Origin of the sequence: Nocardiopsis sp. NPDC006938, from assembly GCF_042869555.1 — a bacterium.
Taxonomy (GTDB): Bacteria; Actinomycetota; Actinomycetes; order Streptosporangiales; family Streptosporangiaceae; genus Nocardiopsis.
This window is the reverse complement of the sequence record NZ_JBIAGA010000017.1, coordinates 76214-91917: the sequence shown is the minus strand read 5'-3', so window position 1 is coordinate 91917 and position 15704 is coordinate 76214. Positions and strand designations below refer to the sequence as shown.

Here is a 15704-nt window from a genome sequence, read left to right as displayed (position 1 = left end):
GAGTATGTGCCCCGAGCACGGGAGTTCACACGTTTCACGGACGTGTCATTGGTCCCTCTTGTTCACCCGCCGTACGGCCCCGCTCCCAGGGCACGCCGAAAGGCCCCGCAGAACGGGACCGAAGTCGACAACGGGTGACCGGCATTCACCGCCGGTAAACAATACGTGCGCGCATTGCCGGGAAATCCGACCCCCGAGGGGGCCGTGGTCTACGCCCCCTCGTCGACCCCACCGGCGAGCAGGGCCTCCATGAACAGGGACGGGTGGTCCCGCTCGATCACCCGCAGCCGCCACTTGTTGTGCACCAGCACCAGCAGCTCGCCGTCCGAGCGCCGGCGCAACACCTCGGCGCCGGACAGCCCGTGCAGGGTCGGCGCGGACTCCTCGTCGGTACGGCGGGCCACCGAGTACTCCAGCGGAGAGGCCTCGATCGGGCTGCGGAACTCCTGCTCCATGCGGTGCTTGACCACGTCGAACTGGAGCGGGCCCACCGCCGCCAGCACCGGAGCCTGCTCACCGCGCACGTCGGAGGTGAGGACCTGCACCACGCCCTCGGCGTCGAGCTGGGCGATACCCCGCTGGAACTGCTTGTACTTGCCCGCGTCCACCGCGCGCGCAACCACGAAGTGCTCCGGCGCGAAGCTCGGGATCGGCGGGAAGGACACCTTCGGGCCGTCGAACAGGGTGTCGCCCACCGCCAGCGCCTGCGCGTTGACCAGGGCGATCACGTCGCCCGGAAAGGCCGTGTCGATGGTGGAGCGGTCCGACCCGAACACCGCCTGGGTGTACTTGGTGGCGAAGGGGCGCCCCGTGGGCGCGTGCGTGAGCACCATGCCCCGGTCGAACCGGCCCGAACTGACCCGCACGAACGCCATCCGGTCCCGGTGGTTCTTGTCCATGTTGGCCTGCATCTTGAAGACCTGGCCGGAGAACGGCTGCTCCACCCGACGCGGCCTGTCCCTGTCGTCGACCTTGGCCGAGGGCGCGGGCGCCAGGCCCACGACGGTGTCCAGCAGCTGGCCCACCCCGAAGTTGGACAACGCGGCACCGAACAGCACCGGCGACGACTCCCCCGCCATGAACGACTCGTGGTCGAAGTCGGCGCCCAGCGCCTCCAGGAGCTCGATCTCCTCCTGCGCCTGCTCCCAGGCGTCCAGCTCGACCTCGGCGGCGCGGTCGGCGTCGAGGACCTCCTCGATCGCCTTCTGGGCGCCGCCCGGCGTACGGGTCATCTTGGTGTAGGTGCCGCTCGTGCGGTCGACCAGGCCGCGGAAGTCGCCCGCGATACCGACCGGCCAGTTGAGCGGGGTCGGGCGCAGGCCGATGCGCTGCTCGATCTCGTCGAGGAGCTCCAGCGGCTCACGCCCGGGACGGTCCCACTTGTTGACGAACGTGATGACGGGCATCTTCCGGGCCCGGCACACGTCGAAGAGCTTGAGGGTCTGCGGCTCCAGGCCCTTGGCCGAGTCCAGCAGCATGATCGCGCAGTCGACCGCCGAGAGCACCCGGTAGGTGTCCTCGGAGAAGTCGGCGTGGCCCGGGGTGTCCAGCAGGTTCAGGACGCGGTCGTCGTAGTCGATGCGCAGCGCCGCCGAGGTGATGGAGATCCCGCGGTCCTGCTCCATCTCCATCCAGTCCGACGTGACGCCCTTGCGGTCGCCCTTGCCGTGCACCGCACCCGCGGAGGAGATGGCGGCCGCGTGCAGCGCCAGCGCCTCGGTCAGCGTCGACTTACCGGCGTCGGGGTGGGAGATGACCGCGAAGGTCCGCCGCCGCTCCGCCTCCTGGGCGACCTCGGACTCCTGCTTGGTCGCTCCCGCCGTGTCCACGCTCATCTGCGCTGTCCGCCCCGCCTCGTCTACTGCCCTGCTTTCGGCCCCGTCCAGCCTACGCGCGCGCGGACGCACCCGGGACCCGATCGGGTCACCGGTCGCCCTCGACCGCCTCGGAGACGCGTCTCAGCAGGTCGGAGGGGTCGGAGTCACTCGGGTAGACCGCCACCAGCACCCTCTCCCGGCCCGCCTCGCGCCGCGCCCCGCCGCCCAACAGCGGCTCGGCGAGGTCGGCGACCCGGGACATCGCCCGGTCGAAGCGGTCCCAGACCCGGGTGTCGCCCGGCTCGCGCAGCCACCCGCGCAGCACGTGGTTGTGAGCGGCGATGACGGCGGCCGCGACCACCTCCACCTCCAACGAGGGGCGGTCGGCGCCGGTGCTCTGGGCCAGGAAGCGGCTGAACGCGGCCTGGTACCGGGCGGTCATCGCCACCTCGCGGTCGCGCAGGCGCGGATGGGCGCGGACCAGCCGGTAGCGGGGCACCGTGATCTCCGGGTCGCGCACGTACCCCTGGAAGACCAGGCGGGCGGCGGCGACCACCGTGGCGGTCGGAGGCTCGGGAGACGCCTCCATGTAGCGCACGACCGTCTCGAAGAGTTCGTCGTGCTCGGCGAAGAGGAGGTCCTCCTTGGAACCGAACCGGCGGAAGAGGCTGCGTCGGCTCACCCCCGTGGCGGCGGCGATGCCGTCCATCGTGGTGCCGTCGAAGCCCTCGGCGGCGAACAGTCGCACCGCCGCCAGCACGGCCTCGCGGGTCGACACACGCGTCGTCGCCACGTCCACCTCCCCCGCTCTTTCCCGGCGGCTCGTCCGGCGCCAAGGTATACGACCCCGTCTGTGTACTTCGCACCGATGATCTCCTACCCTGGCACCGAATGCCATATCCAGGCACGCGGTGCCAGAGCGAGGAGAGCGTGATGGGCGACTTCGACCTGTTCAAGACCAACGAGGAGCACGAGGAGCTGCGGGCGGCGGTCCGCTCCGTGGCCGAGGACAAGATCGCCCCGCACGCCGCCGAGGTCGACGAGACCTCCTCCTTCCCCCAGGACGCGCTCGACGCCCTGGTCGCCACCGACTTCCACGCCGCCCACATCTCCGAGGACTACGAGGGCGTCGGCGCCGACGCCCTCGCGACCTGCGTCATCATCGAGGAGGTCGCCCGCGTGTGCGCCTCCTCCTCCCTCATCCCCGCGGTCAACAAGCTCGGCACCATGCCGCTGATCCTCGGCGCCTCCGAGGAGGTCAAGCAGCGCTACCTGCCGCCGGTCGCGCGCGGCGAGGCGATGTTCTCCTACGGGCTGTCCGAGCGCGAGGCCGGTTCCGACACCGCCGCCATGCGCACCCTCGCCACCCCCAAGGGCGACGACTGGGTCCTCAACGGCCAGAAGTCCTGGATCACCAACGCCGGTGTGAGCGAGTACTACACCGTGCTGGCGGTCACCGACCCCGAGGGCAGGAGGGGCCGCAACATCTCCGCGTTCGTCGTCCACGCCGACGACGCCGGGTTCACCCTGGGCGAGCCCGAGCGCAAGCTCGGTATCAAGGGCTCCCCCACCCGGGAACTGTTCTTCGACGACGTCGCCATCCCCGGCGACCGCATGGTCGGCGCGCCGGGCGAGGGCCTGAAGATCGCCCTGCGCACCCTGGACCACACCCGCGTCACCATCGGCGCGCAGGCCGTCGGCATCGCCCAGGGCGCCCTGGACCACGCCGTGGCCTACGTGAAGGAACGCAAGCAGTTCGGCAAGGCGATCGCCGACTTCCAGGGCATCCAGTTCATGCTCGCCGACATGGCCATGAAGCTGGAGACCGCACGGCAGATGGTCTACGTGGCCGCCGCCAAGTCCGAGCGCGGCGACGACGACCTGGCCTTCTACGGAGCCGCCGCCAAGTGCTACGCCTCCGACGCCGCCATGGAGATCACCACCGACGCCGTCCAGCTGCTGGGCGGCGCCGGGTACGTGAAGGACTTCCCGCTGGAGCGCATGATGCGCGACGCCAAGATCACCCAGATCTACGAGGGCACCAACCAGATCCAGCGCATGGTGATGGCCCGCCAGCTCCTGAAGTAGGCGGTACGGCCCTGCCCCACGAGGGCAGGGCCCCGAACGCGGTGAGCGCGACGCCGAGGTGGACCGGGAACCGGCACCCCGCCGCGCGCACCGCCGCCGTCAGTGCACGGACTCGCGGACGAACTTCGCCATGGGCACCGGGTCCCGCCCCAGCGCCCGGCGCACGTCGTCGGTCACCACGGCCGCCTGCCCGTTGGCGACCGCCCGGAACCGCTCGTTGAGCGTGTCCACGTACCGGTCCGACCAGCCCATGTTGGTCGCCCGGAAGTAGAACCCCGCCTCGTCGACCCTCTTGTACCGCCACACCGGGCTCTCGGTGCCCTTCGTCATCCGCACGACGTCGCGGAAGCTCACCGGCGCCGGGCCGGTCAGCGTGTACTCCCGGCCGTGCAGCGACTCGTCCGTCAACGCCGCGACGACGGTGTGGGCGACGTCGCGGGCGTCCACGAAGCTCACCGTCGCGTGCTTGCGCAACGGCAGTTCCAGGCGCCCGTTCCGGGAGCGCGCCAACCGGGCGAACAACCCCTCGGTGAAGTCCTGGTCCAGCCAGTTCGGACGCACCACCGTCCACCGGTCGAACAGTTCCCGCACTCGGCGCTCCAGCACGCGCTGCTCGGAGTCGGGCGGCCCGTTCTCGGACCCCATCGCGGTGGTCAGCACCGCCGTCCGCACCCCGGACCCGGCCGCCTTCTCCAGGAAGGCCCCCGCCCGGTCGGCCAGACCACTGGCCATCGGCACGGTGACGAAGAGGCCCTCCACCCCCTCCAGCGCCGGTTCCCAGCTGGTGGTGTCGGTCCAGTCCAACCGCACCTCACCGTCCCTGGAGGCACCGGCGGCGGGCAGGCCGCGTCTGCGCAGTTCGGTCAGGACACGTCGGCCCACCTGTCCGGTGGCGCCGGTGACCAGTGTGCTCATCGGGTGATCCCCCAGGTTCACGCGCGGGTGCTCCGCCTGCTGACGGTACCCACTCCCGGGGGTCGAACGAGCGCGAAACGGCGTACCCGCTCCTCAGCGGCCTCGCCGCGCGGACGTCAACGACTCCACGGCGATCACGAGGACCACCCCGCACACGGCCAACCCGAGGTTGGCGAGGAGGGCGTTCTCCCGGAGCACGTCGACGTGACCCACCACGAGGCGGTTGAAGGCGTTCAGCACGATCCCGAAGACCGGCTGCGCCCACAGGTGGTCGACGGCCCCGCTGACCCCCATGAGGACGAGGAGGGCTCCCAGGCCCTGGAGTGCTCTGCTCATGGGGGGAGCCTAGGGACCCGCCCCCGGTCCCGGATCGGCCGTGCGGCCTCCCCCTACGAACCGAGGTCTCCCCCTCCGACCTCGGAAAGCGACCAAAGTAGCGTCCCCGCGGCCTTCGGTATCGACTCTCCCCTCCACCGGCTCCCCACGGCCGCCCACTGCCTAGACTCCGAGACGATGAACGACACGACCACCTCCCGGCAGCGGTACCGGCGCGGCGCGCGGGACTGGGTCGTGGACACCATGATGTTCCTGGTCGCGGTGGGTTTCGGGCTCATGGGCGCGGTGACCCTGCCCGGCGAACCCCCTCCCCCGGAGCCGCCCGACCCGTGGCGGGTCACCGAACAGCTGATCGCCCTGGCCTGCTGCGGCGCCCTGTGGTGGCGCCGCCGCTGGCCGGTGGGGATCGCCGTGGCCCTGATCGCGATCTCCGGCTTCGTCTCGTTGGCCGGCGGGGCGATGCTCGCCGCCCTCTTCTCCCTGTGCGTCCACCGCCCGCCGAGGGTGGGCCTGACGGTGTTGGGCCTGAGCTTCCTGGCCTCCTACGTGGGAGCGCTCGTCCACCCCGACCCGTACGACACACCGGTGCTGATGACGTTCATGCTGAGCGCCGTCTTCCTGACCGCGGCCGCCGGGTGGGGCCTGTCGGTGCAGCACCGGCGCCAGCTCCTGGACTCGCTGCGGGAGCGGGCCGCGCACGCCGAGGCCGAGGCGCAGCTGCGCGCCGAACAGGCCCAGCACCGGGTCCGCGAGTCGATCGCCCGCGAGATCCACGACGTGCTCGGCCACCGGCTGTCGCTGCTGAGCGTGCACGCGGGAGCGCTGGAGTACCGCCCGGACGCCCCCGCCGACGAGATCGCCCGGTCGGCCGGGGTGATCAGGGAGAGCGCCCACCAGGCGCTCCAGGACCTGCGCGAGGTGATCGGCGTGCTGCGGGCTCCGGTGGGCGAACTGCCCCAGCCCACCATGGCCGACCTGGCCCAACTGGTGGAGGAGGCCGGTGACACCGGGTCGGAGGTGGAGCTCGTGGAGGAGCACTCCGGTCAGATCCCCGAACGCACCGGTCGCACCGCCTACCGGATCGTCCAGGAGGGGCTCACCAACGCCCGCAAGCACGCCCCCGGGGCCCGGACGACGGTGCGGATCTCGGAAACCCCGGGCCGGGGCCTGAACGTGGAGGTGGGCAACGGCCCGCCCGCGCGTGCGCCGGAGACCGCCCCCGAGGCGCCGGGCGGAGGGCAGGGCCTGGTGGGTCTCACCGAGCGCGTCTCGTTGGCCTCGGGGCGTCTGGAGTACGGCCCGGCCGCCGACGGTGGCTGGCTGCTGTCCGCGTGGCTACCGTGGCCCTCATGAGCGAAACGGAGCCGGACGTGGACCGTCGGATCGGTGTGGTGATCGTCGACGACGACGCCCTGGTGCGGGTGGGCCTGGTGATGATGATGGGCGGCGCCCCGGACGTGCGGGTGCTCGCCGAGGCCGAGGACGGCGGCGCCGTCCAGGAGCTGGTCGAGCGGCACTCCCCCGACGTGGTGCTGATGGACATCCGCATGCCCACGGTGGACGGCCTCACCGCCACCGAGCGCCTGCGCGCCCTGCCCGACCCGCCGGAGGTGCTGGTGCTCACCACCTTCGACGCCGACGAGCACGTGCTGCGCGCCCTGCGCGCGGGGGCGGCCGGGTTCCTGCTCAAGGACACCCCGCCGGAGGAGATCGTGGAGTCGGTGCGGCGGGTGGCGCGCGGGTTCCCCGTCCTGTCCCCGAACGTGACGCGGCGGTTGATGGCCCGGGTGGTGCAGAACGACCCGGGCGACCGCGCGGCCCGCGCCCGGGCCCGGCTGTCGGCGCTGAACGCGCGCGAGACCGAGGTGGCGGTGGCGGTCGGCGAGGGGCGGTCGAACGCGGACATCGCCGCGCGCCTGTTCCTGAGCGTGCCGACGGTCAAGACCCACGTGTCCAGCGTCCTCACCAAGCTCGACCTGAACAACCGCGTGCAGATCGCCCTGATGGTGCACGACGCCCGACTCCTGGACGAGGACCAGGGGTGAGGCCGCGCCGGGTGCCGTGCGGGTCCTCCACGCCGCGCACCCCCTCGGATCGCATACTGGTGGTGATCAGGTCATCACAGAGGGTTCGGGGGCGCGGATGGGCAGGAACGAGGGCGGCGACAACGACCGCGACGTCTACGCCGAACGGCTGATGCGGCACGGCGCGCCCAAGGAGGGGTTCCCGCGCCTGGGGACCGAGGCGCGCGTGGCCTACCAGCTGGTCCACGACGAGCTCATGCTGGACGGCGTCTCGCGGATGAACCTCGCCACCTTCTGCACCACGTGGGTGGAGCCCGAGGTGCACCGGCTCATGGACGAGTCGCTCGACAAGAACATGATCGACAAGGACGAGTACCCGCAGACGGCCGAGCTGGAGCGGCGCTGCGTGCGCATGCTCGCCGACCTGTGGCACTCCCCCGACCCGGCGGGGACCCCTGGCACCTCCACGACCGGTTCCAGCGAGGCCGCCATGCTCGGCGGGCTGGCGGCGAAGTTCGCCTGGCGCGAGCGGCGCGCGGCCGCGGGGAAGGCCGCGGACCGGCCCAACCTGGTCTGCGGTCCGGTCCAGGTGTGCTGGGAGAAGTTCGCCCGCTACTTCGACGTCGAACTGCGGCAGGTCCCGCTGAGCGGCGACCGGTACCTGATGGAGCCGGACGACGTCGCCCGCCACTGCGACGAGAACACCATCATGGTGGTCTGCAACTTCGGCCAGACGTTCACCGGCCTGTACGAGGACGTGCGGGGCATCGCCGAGGCCCTCGACGCGTTCGAGGAGCGCACCGGCCACGACATCCGCATCCACGTGGACGGCGCCAACGGCGCTTTCGTCGCCCCGTTCTCCACCCCCGACCTGGTGTGGGACTTCCGGCTGCCCCGGGTCCGTTCGATCAACGCCTCCGGGCACAAGACCGGCCTGGCCCCGCTCGGCGCCGGGTGGGCGGTCTGGCGCACCCCCGAGGACCTGCCGGAGGAGCTCGTGTTCCAGGTCAGCTACCTGGGCGGACACGAGGCCACCTTCAGCCTGAACTTCTCGCGCCCCGGCGGGCAGGTGATCTCGCAGTACTACGACTTCGTCCGCCTGGGTCGCGAGGGCTACCGACGCGTGCACGGCGCCCAGTTGGAGACCGCCCGGCACCTGGCGGCGCGGGTGGCCGCGATGGGTCCGTTCGAGATCATCCACGGCGGCGACCCGGACCGGGGCATCAGCGCCGTGGCGTGGCGGTTGGTCGGTGACGAACCCTTCACCCTGTACGACCTGGCCGACCGCCTGCGCACCCGGGGGTGGCTGGTCCCGGCCTATCCGCTGCCCGCCGACCGCCAGGACGAGGTCATCCAGCGCGTGCTGGTCCGGCACGGGTTCAGCCACGACATGGCGGACCTGTTCCTGGACGACCTGGAGCGGGCGATCGAGCACCTGCGCGGCCACCCGCCCACGCCCTCGCTCACGCGGGACGAGGCGGGCGGTTTCAACCACGGCGCCGGATCGACCGTCCTGCCCCCGGACTCCTAGGTGATGGAGTCTTCAGTGGTCGTAGGCGATCAGAACCGCTTGACCGGTGCGTTGGGCTCCCAGGTGTGCCGGGTCGCCGCCGCCACGGCAAGCAGGCACTGAGCCGTGCGGAGAACTCTCCGGCCGGGGCGTGGTCCGCCGTGCCGTTCGAGGCTGAGCTGGCCTTTGATGGCGTCGACGACACCTCCAGCTCCGGGCCTCACTTGGACATGGCCCTTTCGGGCCAGGCCCCGGAGGCCAGGCTCGCGCCGAGACGGGCGATGAGCTCGGTGCGATCCCGGAACTCGAGCTTGCGCAGGATGTTGGAGATGTGGAACTTGACGGTACTGACCTCGATCGTCAGCGTCGCCGCGATCTCGGCATTGTCCGCGCCCCGTGCGGCGAGCTCCACGACCTCGCCCTCCCTGGCACTGAGCCGCTCGAGGTCGGTGTAGTCCATGGTGGCGAGGGCGTTGCGGGAGGCGACCATGGAGATGATGTGCGCCGCGAATTCCTGGGATACGTGGCTGCGTCCGCCCAGGGCCGAGCGCAGTGCCGCCGTGTACTCGGATTCCCGGTCGTCCCGGTCGACCAAGCCGGAGAGCTCTCCGATTTCGGGGGCGTTCCACATGCGGTCGTCGGTGCCGTACATGATGCCGATGACGGGTATCCCACGTTCGGTGTAGCGGATGGCCTCACCGAACTGATCGGACTCGATGACGGCGGCGGCGGTCCCGGAGAGCTCGTCGTCGGTCACGGCGGGGACCGCGGTCCAGCCCGCTGCCTCGGCCGCGTAGTGAATCCTGCGGTTCAGTGCGGAGCAACTGGTGGAGACCACGACCTTGAACGACATCGCTCTTCCTCACCTTCACATCATCGGGTGGTCAAGCGGTCCGGCGGGACGGGAACGGACCGACGGGTCCTGCCCGGAGTCGTCGGCACGGCCCCGTGACAACCTTCTTTATGCGTCTTTGACGCTACAGAAGCAGCGATGCGCAGGACAAACCTCGCGCGACGCACGGCCGGAACCGGCCACGAGCACAGACGTGACCAGGGACAACACGAACCGCCCGCGCCGGTGGCGCGGGCGGTGAGTAAGGGCGGTGGGCGGTTCAGACCCCGTCTCGCCGCAGAACCACGAAGAGTGTTGTGCCGAGGACACCCGTCGCGGCCATGACGACGGTCATACTCACCAGCGTCGCACCGCCCGTGGCGGTGAGACCGGCCAGGGCGGAGAGTCCCCCGCCCAGTGCGAACTGCATCGTGCCCATGAGAGCCGAACCGGTTCCGGCGACGGAGGCCGGCTGCTCCGACAGCGCCAAGGTCGTCGCGTTGGGGAAGACGAACCCCATCGAGAACATCAACAGAAGGAGGATTCCTGACACCGAAACCAGCGTCGGTTCCCCGAACATCTGAAGAGCGGTCAAAGCGGCTACCGCCGTCGGCCCCAGGACCAAACCGATCCGCAGGCGCGCGGCGGTGTTCATGCGGCCGATGAGCACGGAGTTGATCTGGTTGGCCAGGATCAACATGGCCGCGTTGAGGGGGAAGATCAGCCCGAACTGCGTCGGGGTGGCCCCCAACTCGTTCTGCGACACGAACGAGAAACTGGAGATGTAGGTGAACATCGCCGCGTAACTCAGGCCGAGCGCGAACATCGGTGCGAGGAAGCGCGGATCGCTCGACAGGCGACCGATGTTCGAGAGGAGCGGGCCCAACCGCAGAGGGGTCCGCCGGTCGCGCGGCAGGGTCTCGGGAATCCCGAACCACACCATCACGAAGTTGGCCGCCCCGAGCAGCCCGAGCACGACGAAACAGAGCTGCCACGACCCCACGGTCAGGATCTGCGCACCCAGCGGCGGCCCGATCACGGGAGCCAGGCTCGTGATCATCATGAGCCGCGTGAAGAGGCGGGCCGCGTCGTCCCCGGTGTACAGGTCGCGCACCACGGCGCGGGACAGCACGGCTCCCGCGGCCCCGGCCGTTCCTTGTAGGAAACGGAGCACCACGAGTACTTCGGCGGAGGTCGCCAGGGTGCACAGGAAGGACACCACGGCGAACAGGCCGACGCCCGACAGCAGGAGTCGGCGTCTACCGAGGGCGTCGCTACAGGGTCCCAGCAGCAACTGGCCCAAGGCCATCCCGATCATCATCGCGGTCAGGGTGAGTTGGACCCGGGCTTCGGATGCGCCCAGGTCCTGCGACATCTGTGGGAAGGCGGGGAGATAGAGGTCCGTGGCCAACGGACCGGTAAGCGCGACACCACTCAGGGCGGCGACGATCCCGAGCGGGACACGGCGATGGTACTCGCCTCGGCGGACGTCGCCGGAACGCTGGGTGGGCACGGCTTCCTCTTCTCTACGTACGGGCTCAGCCGTTCAGTGCCTGGCGGCGCCACCTTCGGCGGGCTGGGCGGTGTCGAGGCGTCCAGTGCCGTCCGCCCTCGCTCCGAAGGGGGCTACCACCACGTCGAGCTCTCTGAGCACCTCATCGGCCACGCGGTGCACCTGCGCCGGGTGCAGCCGGGGTTCGTAGGGGGCCCGTACCGACAACAGACCGCACAGGTCGAAGCCCTCAGGCGCGCTCCTGACCTCCTGGCCCGGCTCGGCGAGCGGGTAGTAGGCGGCGAACGCGGAGGAGGCTTCGGCACGGCCGACGCCGTTGCTCACGACGATCCCGTCTCGGTAGACGAACTTGATGCAGGTCGCACAGGCACCCGGGTGTCGGTCACGGGCGCGCTCGGCGATCCCTCCCTCCCCGAAGGCGGCCCGTACGAAGAGCTCGACGAGGTCGATCTCGTGCACGTCGCGGATGTTGCGGTACACATGTCCGCCGCTGATGCGGGTACTGAACTCCACCACCCGGAACCGCCCCTGGGAATCTCGCCGGAGCTCGACGTTGAACAGGGACACCTCCAGGCCCAGAGCCGACACCATGGCCTGTACCATCGCGGTGATCTCGTCCTCGACCCCGGGGTCGCCGTGAGGAAGGGTGTACAGGTCCTCCTCGAACCAGGGGCTGTCGGGCAGGACCTTGGTGTGCACACCGCCAAGGTGGAAGCGACCGTCGATGACCACACCGTCGCAGGTGACCTCTTCCCCGGACAGGTACTCCTCGACCAGGGCCCATTCGTCCGGCAGGACGTCGTAGAAGTGGTGTGCCCCGGATCGGGCCAGTCGCTCGACGGCGTCGAGGGCCGCCCCGGCCTCCTCCGGGGTGCGAACCAGCTCGACGTGGGAGCTGCTGGCGCCCCGCGTCGGTTTGACGACACAGGGCAGGCCCACGTGGTTCAGGACTTCGGGATCGGCGCCACGGGCGCCCACCGCGCGGTACCGGGGTGCGGGAAGACCGTTGGCGGTCAGGTAGGCGCGCTGGCGCGACTTGTCCCGGGCTACGGCGTCGGCGTCCGGTCGGCTCCAGTGAACGCCGTGACGCGAGTTGGCGCGCCCCACGGCAACGATGTCGGTCTCCTGGAACGTGAGGGCGAAGGGGGAGCCGGTGCTCACCAGTGCCTCGGTGATCCGTTCCTCCAGCTCACGGTCTGTGGTGGCCTCGGGGAGCAGGTGCACGGTGGTGTAGCGGGCGTCGTCACGGGCCTGCTCCTCCTCGGTCAACAGGTGGATCGCCAGATCGAGGCGCCGAAGCGTGTCGACGTGGTCGTCCCTGATGCGCAAGCCGTCCCGCATGGCGAGCACGACCGGGGTCCCAGGTGTAGCCATGGTTCCTCTCCTGATAGTCATCCGAGTCGGCCCCGGTTGAGGGGTCTCACAGGAAGGTGGTCTCGGCGGTCCGGCCATCCTCGGGGGCGATCACGTACACGCAGCCTTCGGGGCCTGCGGTGGAACCGTGCTCGGTGTGGGCGGGCAGGGAGACACGCGCCCCGGGGCCACACTCGCTGCGGTGGGTGACTCCGCCGTCGCGCCAGAACAGTTCGACGGAGCCGCTGAGGATCGCGAGGGTCTCGTGAAGGCTGTGCCGGTGCCAGTCGTGGGTCTTGCCGGCCTGGTCGTGCTGGATCTCGAAACTCCCCTGTTCGGGGAGCAGGTCCTCGTAGATCTCGGCGAGGGGGCGTACCGGTCCGGTGGTGATGGTGGGCGTGGGCATGTGCTGCTCCTGAACGCGTGTCAGAGGGAGACGGTGGCGGCCGAACGGTGCAGCGGGCACCGGTCGGTGGGGAGGGGAACCTCGTTCTCCTCGTCGAGGAAGTACTGGTGCCATTCCTTGTTTCCGTGCTCACCGAAACTACCGAGCAAGGGGGTCTGCGCCACCGAGTCGTATTCGGAGAGGCGTCTCCGAATGATCTTCCTCGCGTTGTCCCCGGTCCTCGTCCCAGCGGCGAGACCGTCGAAGACGAACCTGGGCTGGAACGTCACCGCGAAGTACTCGAAGAAACGGCTCCTGCGCTTGTAGTGGAAGGGGGTGTTCGCCACCACGAACATCGGGGTCGAGTTGAAGGCGAACTCCCAGTCGGCCGCCTCGGTGTCGGAGGAGATTCCCTCGGGCCATGGGCACTCGTCCTGCTCCCTGAGCCCGCGCAGGAGGTCCCAGAAGTGCTCCTCGCACGCGTCCAGCGTCGAGATGCGGGGGTCGTGTTCGAAGAAGCAGACCAGGGATGTCCGGATTCCCCAAGGATTCGGCGATCCCCGTATAGACGCGGAGCGCGTCAGCCAGTGCCTCGACACGCCCCTCGCCCACCGGGACGAAGGCGTAGCGCAGGGTGCCGCTGCGGACGGCGTCAGATCCGAAGACACAGGGGAACGGGCTGTCAGTTCTCAGCATCCGTTCCTCGAAAAATTGCACAGCCAGGGCTTCCCATGACCCACCGGGTCTTTTTCCTGGTTCTAAAAGCGTCTGCAATACAGTCACATCCCGGGATCGATAGATTTCTCGACAAAGAAAATTGGCGCAAGTCGGATGCACCACAGCCGCCGGACCAATGGCGATCGTGGAGAATCCATGCCGCCACTGCTTTTTCAGCAGAAATCAGATCGATCCGGGCCAAGTGCTTCGGAGAAGAATTTACCGAAGCACTCCCGGAAAAACACCCTCCCGGAGAACGGTTCCGACCTCGACCCGAGACGGGGCAGGGCTGCTACGAAGTCGCCAGAGGGGTGTGTGCTCCCTGGTCAGGGAATCCTGAGGAGATCAGGGGTTTCGCCTGTACCTGGCCACCAGACCGAGGCACGCCCGTCACGTGGTGACTGGCCCACCCCAGGATCGGCGAGCGCGACCACTGAGGACATCGGACCCCCTCACCTAGGAGGCGGGTTCGAAGGACTCGGAGATGCGGTCGAGGAGTTCGTGATTGTAGTCCCGCTCGTCCGCGCTCACGAGGAACAGGGCGTAACCGACGTCCTCGGTGTGGAAGCCCCGGTTGACGGCGTGCATCTCGCCGTTGCGCCCACGGAAGGTGAACTCCCAGTCGGCGGCGCTGACGTAGTCGTCGGCCCAGTCGGCGTCGACGTCCTCGATCCCGATCAGCGAGTAGCCGCCGAAGTTCTGGCGGCCGGTCGGCTCGAAGTCGCGCCAGTCGTCACCGGCGTCGGCGTTGGGGTTGTCGGTCTGGTCCACCAGCAGGTAGCCGCCGTCCGGGTTGCGGAAGTAGACCATGTGCCCCTGGCGGTCGACCTCCCAGTGCTCGGGGACGTCCACGGAGAAGCCGCTGGAGTCGTCGTGCCGGACCAGGAAGTCCCACTGGTCGTCCTCCTCCGGCTCCTCCTCTTCCGCCGCTCCCTCGTCCGGACCGTCCTCGCCGCCGCCCGCCGAGGCCTCGGAGTCGTCGCCCGCCCCCTCCGGCGCGCCGCCGTCGGAGGTCTCCTCGCTGGAGCCCGCCAGCCCGGCGTCGGCGTCGTCCGACCGGTTCATGCTCACGAACAGGGTGGTCGCGCCGACTACGAGCAGCAGGGCGAGCGCGGCCGCCGCCGCGAGCAGCGCGCGCCGGCGCGATCCGGCCGCGTGCTCACGGGGACGCCGGGGAGCCGGTGGCCGCGGTGCCGGGGCGGGCGACGGAGCCGGGGCGGGCGCCGGGGCGGCCTCGGCGGCGCTGACCGCGCGGTGCACGGTGCCCTGGTCGGTGACCCGGTTCCAGTCGGAGGGGGCCTCCGGGGCCGGTTCCAGGGAGGGAGCCAGCATGGTGGTGCTCGTCGAACCGGAGTCCCGGATCTCCCGCAGGAGGGCACGCACCTCGAGGACCGACGGCCGGTCCTCGGGACGCTTCTCCGTGAGGGCCTCCAGGACCGGTCGGAGCGCGCCCGCGTTGGGGGTCTCCGGCAGGTCCTGGGTGACGATGGCGGTCAGGGTCGCCATCGGGGTGGGGCGGTCGAACGGCAGCGAGCCCTCCACCGCCTGGTAGAGGGTGATGCCGAGCGCCCACATGTCGGAGGCGGGCGTGGCCGCGCGCCCGTGCGCGATCTCCGGGGCGAGGTAGCTCGGTGAGCCGATCAGCAGTCCGGTGCTGGTCAGGTGGGTGGAACCGTCCAGGTGGGCGATGCCGAAGTCGGTGAGGACGGCGCGGTCGTTCCCGGCGATGAGCACGTTGCCGGGCTTGATGTCGCGGTGCACGATGCCGCGGTCGTGCGCCTCGGCCAGCCCGGCGGCCATCTGCTCACCGACGTTGGCCGCGCGGGGGACCTCCAGCGCGCCCTCGTCCTTGATGAGGTCCCCGAGGGACGGCCCCCGGACGAGCTCCATCACGATCCACGGGCGGCCGTCCTCCTCGGCCACGTCGAACACCGTGATGATGGAGGGGTGGCTGAGCTGGGCGGCGCTGCGGGCCTCGCGGATCATGCGGGTGCGCAGGACGTCGACCTCGTGCGGGGGCAGGTTCGGCGGCGTGGTCAGCTCCTTGACCGCGACCGGGCGGTCGAGCAGGGTGTCCGTGCCGCGCCAGACCCGGCCCATGCCGCCCGCGCCGATGACCTCGTCCAGGCGGTACCGGTTGGCCAGGACACGGCCGGGGTCGGATTCCGAACTGTTCATGTGCGCGCGATCCTCTTCGGGGGAGGTGCCCTTCCG

Annotated in this window: 14 protein-coding genes; 4 read left to right on the top strand and 10 right to left on the bottom strand. The window is 70.2% G+C overall.

The genetic code is table 11. The features are described 5' to 3' along the window. Positions 1 to 209 precede the first annotated feature (209 nt). The gene (locus ACFYL4_RS22620) at positions 210 to 1835 is read right to left on the bottom strand and encodes a peptide chain release factor 3 (protein ID WP_357760165.1); all 1626 of its coding nucleotides are present in this window, start codon (positions 1833 to 1835) and stop codon (positions 210 to 212) included. Positions 1836 to 1923: 88 nt separating this feature from the next. Continuing rightward, a complete protein-coding gene (locus ACFYL4_RS22615) occupies positions 1924 to 2616 on the bottom strand; it encodes a helix-turn-helix domain-containing protein (protein WP_357760168.1) in 693 nt (230 codons plus the stop codon). Between the two features lie 134 nt (positions 2617 to 2750). On the opposite strand from ACFYL4_RS22615, the gene ACFYL4_RS22610 reads away from it, so the two are divergent. Further along, positions 2751 to 3905, top strand: a complete 1155-nt coding sequence (locus ACFYL4_RS22610) for an acyl-CoA dehydrogenase family protein (RefSeq protein ID WP_387520692.1) — start codon at positions 2751 to 2753, stop codon at positions 3903 to 3905. A 99-nt stretch (positions 3906 to 4004) separates the two neighbouring features. On the opposite strand, the gene ACFYL4_RS22605 is transcribed toward ACFYL4_RS22610, so the two are convergent. Next, complete coding sequence (locus ACFYL4_RS22605) at positions 4005 to 4820, bottom strand: NAD(P)H-binding protein (protein ID WP_357760173.1); 816 nt, start codon at positions 4818 to 4820, stop codon at positions 4005 to 4007. 93 nt (positions 4821 to 4913) lie between these two features. After that, on the bottom strand, positions 4914 to 5156 hold the full coding sequence (locus ACFYL4_RS22600; RefSeq protein ID WP_357760176.1) for a hypothetical protein: 243 nt from the start codon (positions 5154 to 5156) through the stop codon (positions 4914 to 4916). A 177-nt stretch (positions 5157 to 5333) separates the two neighbouring features. On the opposite strand from ACFYL4_RS22600, the gene ACFYL4_RS22595 reads away from it, so the two are divergent. From ACFYL4_RS22595 to ACFYL4_RS22585, 3 genes are all read left to right on the top strand, one after another. Then, positions 5334 to 6509: a sensor histidine kinase gene (locus ACFYL4_RS22595; protein WP_387520689.1), complete on the top strand. Its 1176-nt coding sequence runs from the start codon at positions 5334 to 5336 to the stop codon at positions 6507 to 6509. Then, the gene (locus ACFYL4_RS22590) at positions 6506 to 7201 is read left to right on the top strand and encodes a response regulator transcription factor (RefSeq protein WP_357760182.1); all 696 of its coding nucleotides are present in this window, start codon (positions 6506 to 6508) and stop codon (positions 7199 to 7201) included. The genes ACFYL4_RS22595 and ACFYL4_RS22590 overlap by 4 nt, the downstream gene beginning before the upstream one ends. Positions 7202 to 7298: 97 nt before the next feature. Beyond that, positions 7299 to 8711, top strand: coding sequence for a glutamate decarboxylase (locus tag ACFYL4_RS22585; protein ID WP_387520686.1), 1413 nt, complete (start codon positions 7299 to 7301; stop codon positions 8709 to 8711). A gap of 199 nt (positions 8712 to 8910) precedes the next feature. Here ACFYL4_RS22585 and ACFYL4_RS22580 read toward each other — a convergent pair whose 3' ends face one another. The 6 genes from ACFYL4_RS22580 to ACFYL4_RS22555 all read right to left on the bottom strand — a co-directional run bounded on the left by ACFYL4_RS22580 (position 8911) and on the right by ACFYL4_RS22555 (position 15668). Then, positions 8911 to 9543, bottom strand: a complete 633-nt coding sequence (locus tag ACFYL4_RS22580) for a LuxR C-terminal-related transcriptional regulator (RefSeq protein ID WP_357760188.1) — start codon at positions 9541 to 9543, stop codon at positions 8911 to 8913. Between the two features lie 259 nt (positions 9544 to 9802). Further along, positions 9803 to 11035: a multidrug effflux MFS transporter gene (locus ACFYL4_RS22575; protein WP_357760190.1), complete on the bottom strand. Its 1233-nt coding sequence runs from the start codon at positions 11033 to 11035 to the stop codon at positions 9803 to 9805. Between the two features lie 33 nt (positions 11036 to 11068). Then, on the bottom strand, positions 11069 to 12409 hold the full coding sequence (locus ACFYL4_RS22570; protein ID WP_387520683.1) for an acetyl-CoA carboxylase biotin carboxylase subunit family protein: 1341 nt from the start codon (positions 12407 to 12409) through the stop codon (positions 11069 to 11071). A 46-nt stretch (positions 12410 to 12455) separates the two neighbouring features. Then, complete coding sequence (locus tag ACFYL4_RS22565; RefSeq protein WP_357760196.1) at positions 12456 to 12794, bottom strand: hypothetical protein; 339 nt, start codon at positions 12792 to 12794, stop codon at positions 12456 to 12458. Between the two features lie 20 nt (positions 12795 to 12814). Beyond that, a complete protein-coding gene (locus tag ACFYL4_RS22560) occupies positions 12815 to 13372 on the bottom strand; it encodes a YqcI/YcgG family protein (RefSeq protein ID WP_387520680.1) in 558 nt (185 codons plus the stop codon). Between the two features lie 574 nt (positions 13373 to 13946). Next, on the bottom strand, positions 13947 to 15668 hold the full coding sequence (locus ACFYL4_RS22555) for a serine/threonine-protein kinase (RefSeq protein ID WP_387520677.1): 1722 nt from the start codon (positions 15666 to 15668) through the stop codon (positions 13947 to 13949). Positions 15669 to 15704: the final 36 nt, after the last annotated feature.

What these genes read in the sequence shown, in the direction of transcription:
- ACFYL4_RS22620 (WP_357760165.1), bottom strand. Translation starts at nt 1,835, where the DNA reads ATGAGCGTGGACACGGCGGGAGCGACCAAGCAGGAGTCCGAGGTCGCC.
- ACFYL4_RS22610 (WP_387520692.1), top strand. Translation starts at nt 2,751, where the DNA reads ATGGGCGACTTCGACCTGTTCAAGACCAACGAGGAGCACGAGGAGCTG.
- ACFYL4_RS22605 (WP_357760173.1), bottom strand. Translation starts at nt 4,820, where the DNA reads ATGAGCACACTGGTCACCGGCGCCACCGGACAGGTGGGCCGACGTGTC.
- ACFYL4_RS22600 (WP_357760176.1), bottom strand. Translation starts at nt 5,156, where the DNA reads ATGAGCAGAGCACTCCAGGGCCTGGGAGCCCTCCTCGTCCTCATGGGG.
- ACFYL4_RS22595 (WP_387520689.1), top strand. Translation starts at nt 5,334, where the DNA reads ATGAACGACACGACCACCTCCCGGCAGCGGTACCGGCGCGGCGCGCGG.
- ACFYL4_RS22590 (WP_357760182.1), top strand. Translation starts at nt 6,506, where the DNA reads ATGAGCGAAACGGAGCCGGACGTGGACCGTCGGATCGGTGTGGTGATC.
- ACFYL4_RS22585 (WP_387520686.1), top strand. Translation starts at nt 7,299, where the DNA reads ATGGGCAGGAACGAGGGCGGCGACAACGACCGCGACGTCTACGCCGAA.
- ACFYL4_RS22580 (WP_357760188.1), bottom strand. Translation starts at nt 9,543, where the DNA reads ATGTCGTTCAAGGTCGTGGTCTCCACCAGTTGCTCCGCACTGAACCGC.
- ACFYL4_RS22570 (WP_387520683.1), bottom strand. Translation starts at nt 12,409, where the DNA reads ATGGCTACACCTGGGACCCCGGTCGTGCTCGCCATGCGGGACGGCTTG.
- ACFYL4_RS22565 (WP_357760196.1), bottom strand. Translation starts at nt 12,794, where the DNA reads ATGCCCACGCCCACCATCACCACCGGACCGGTACGCCCCCTCGCCGAG.
- ACFYL4_RS22555 (WP_387520677.1), bottom strand. Translation starts at nt 15,668, where the DNA reads ATGAACAGTTCGGAATCCGACCCCGGCCGTGTCCTGGCCAACCGGTAC.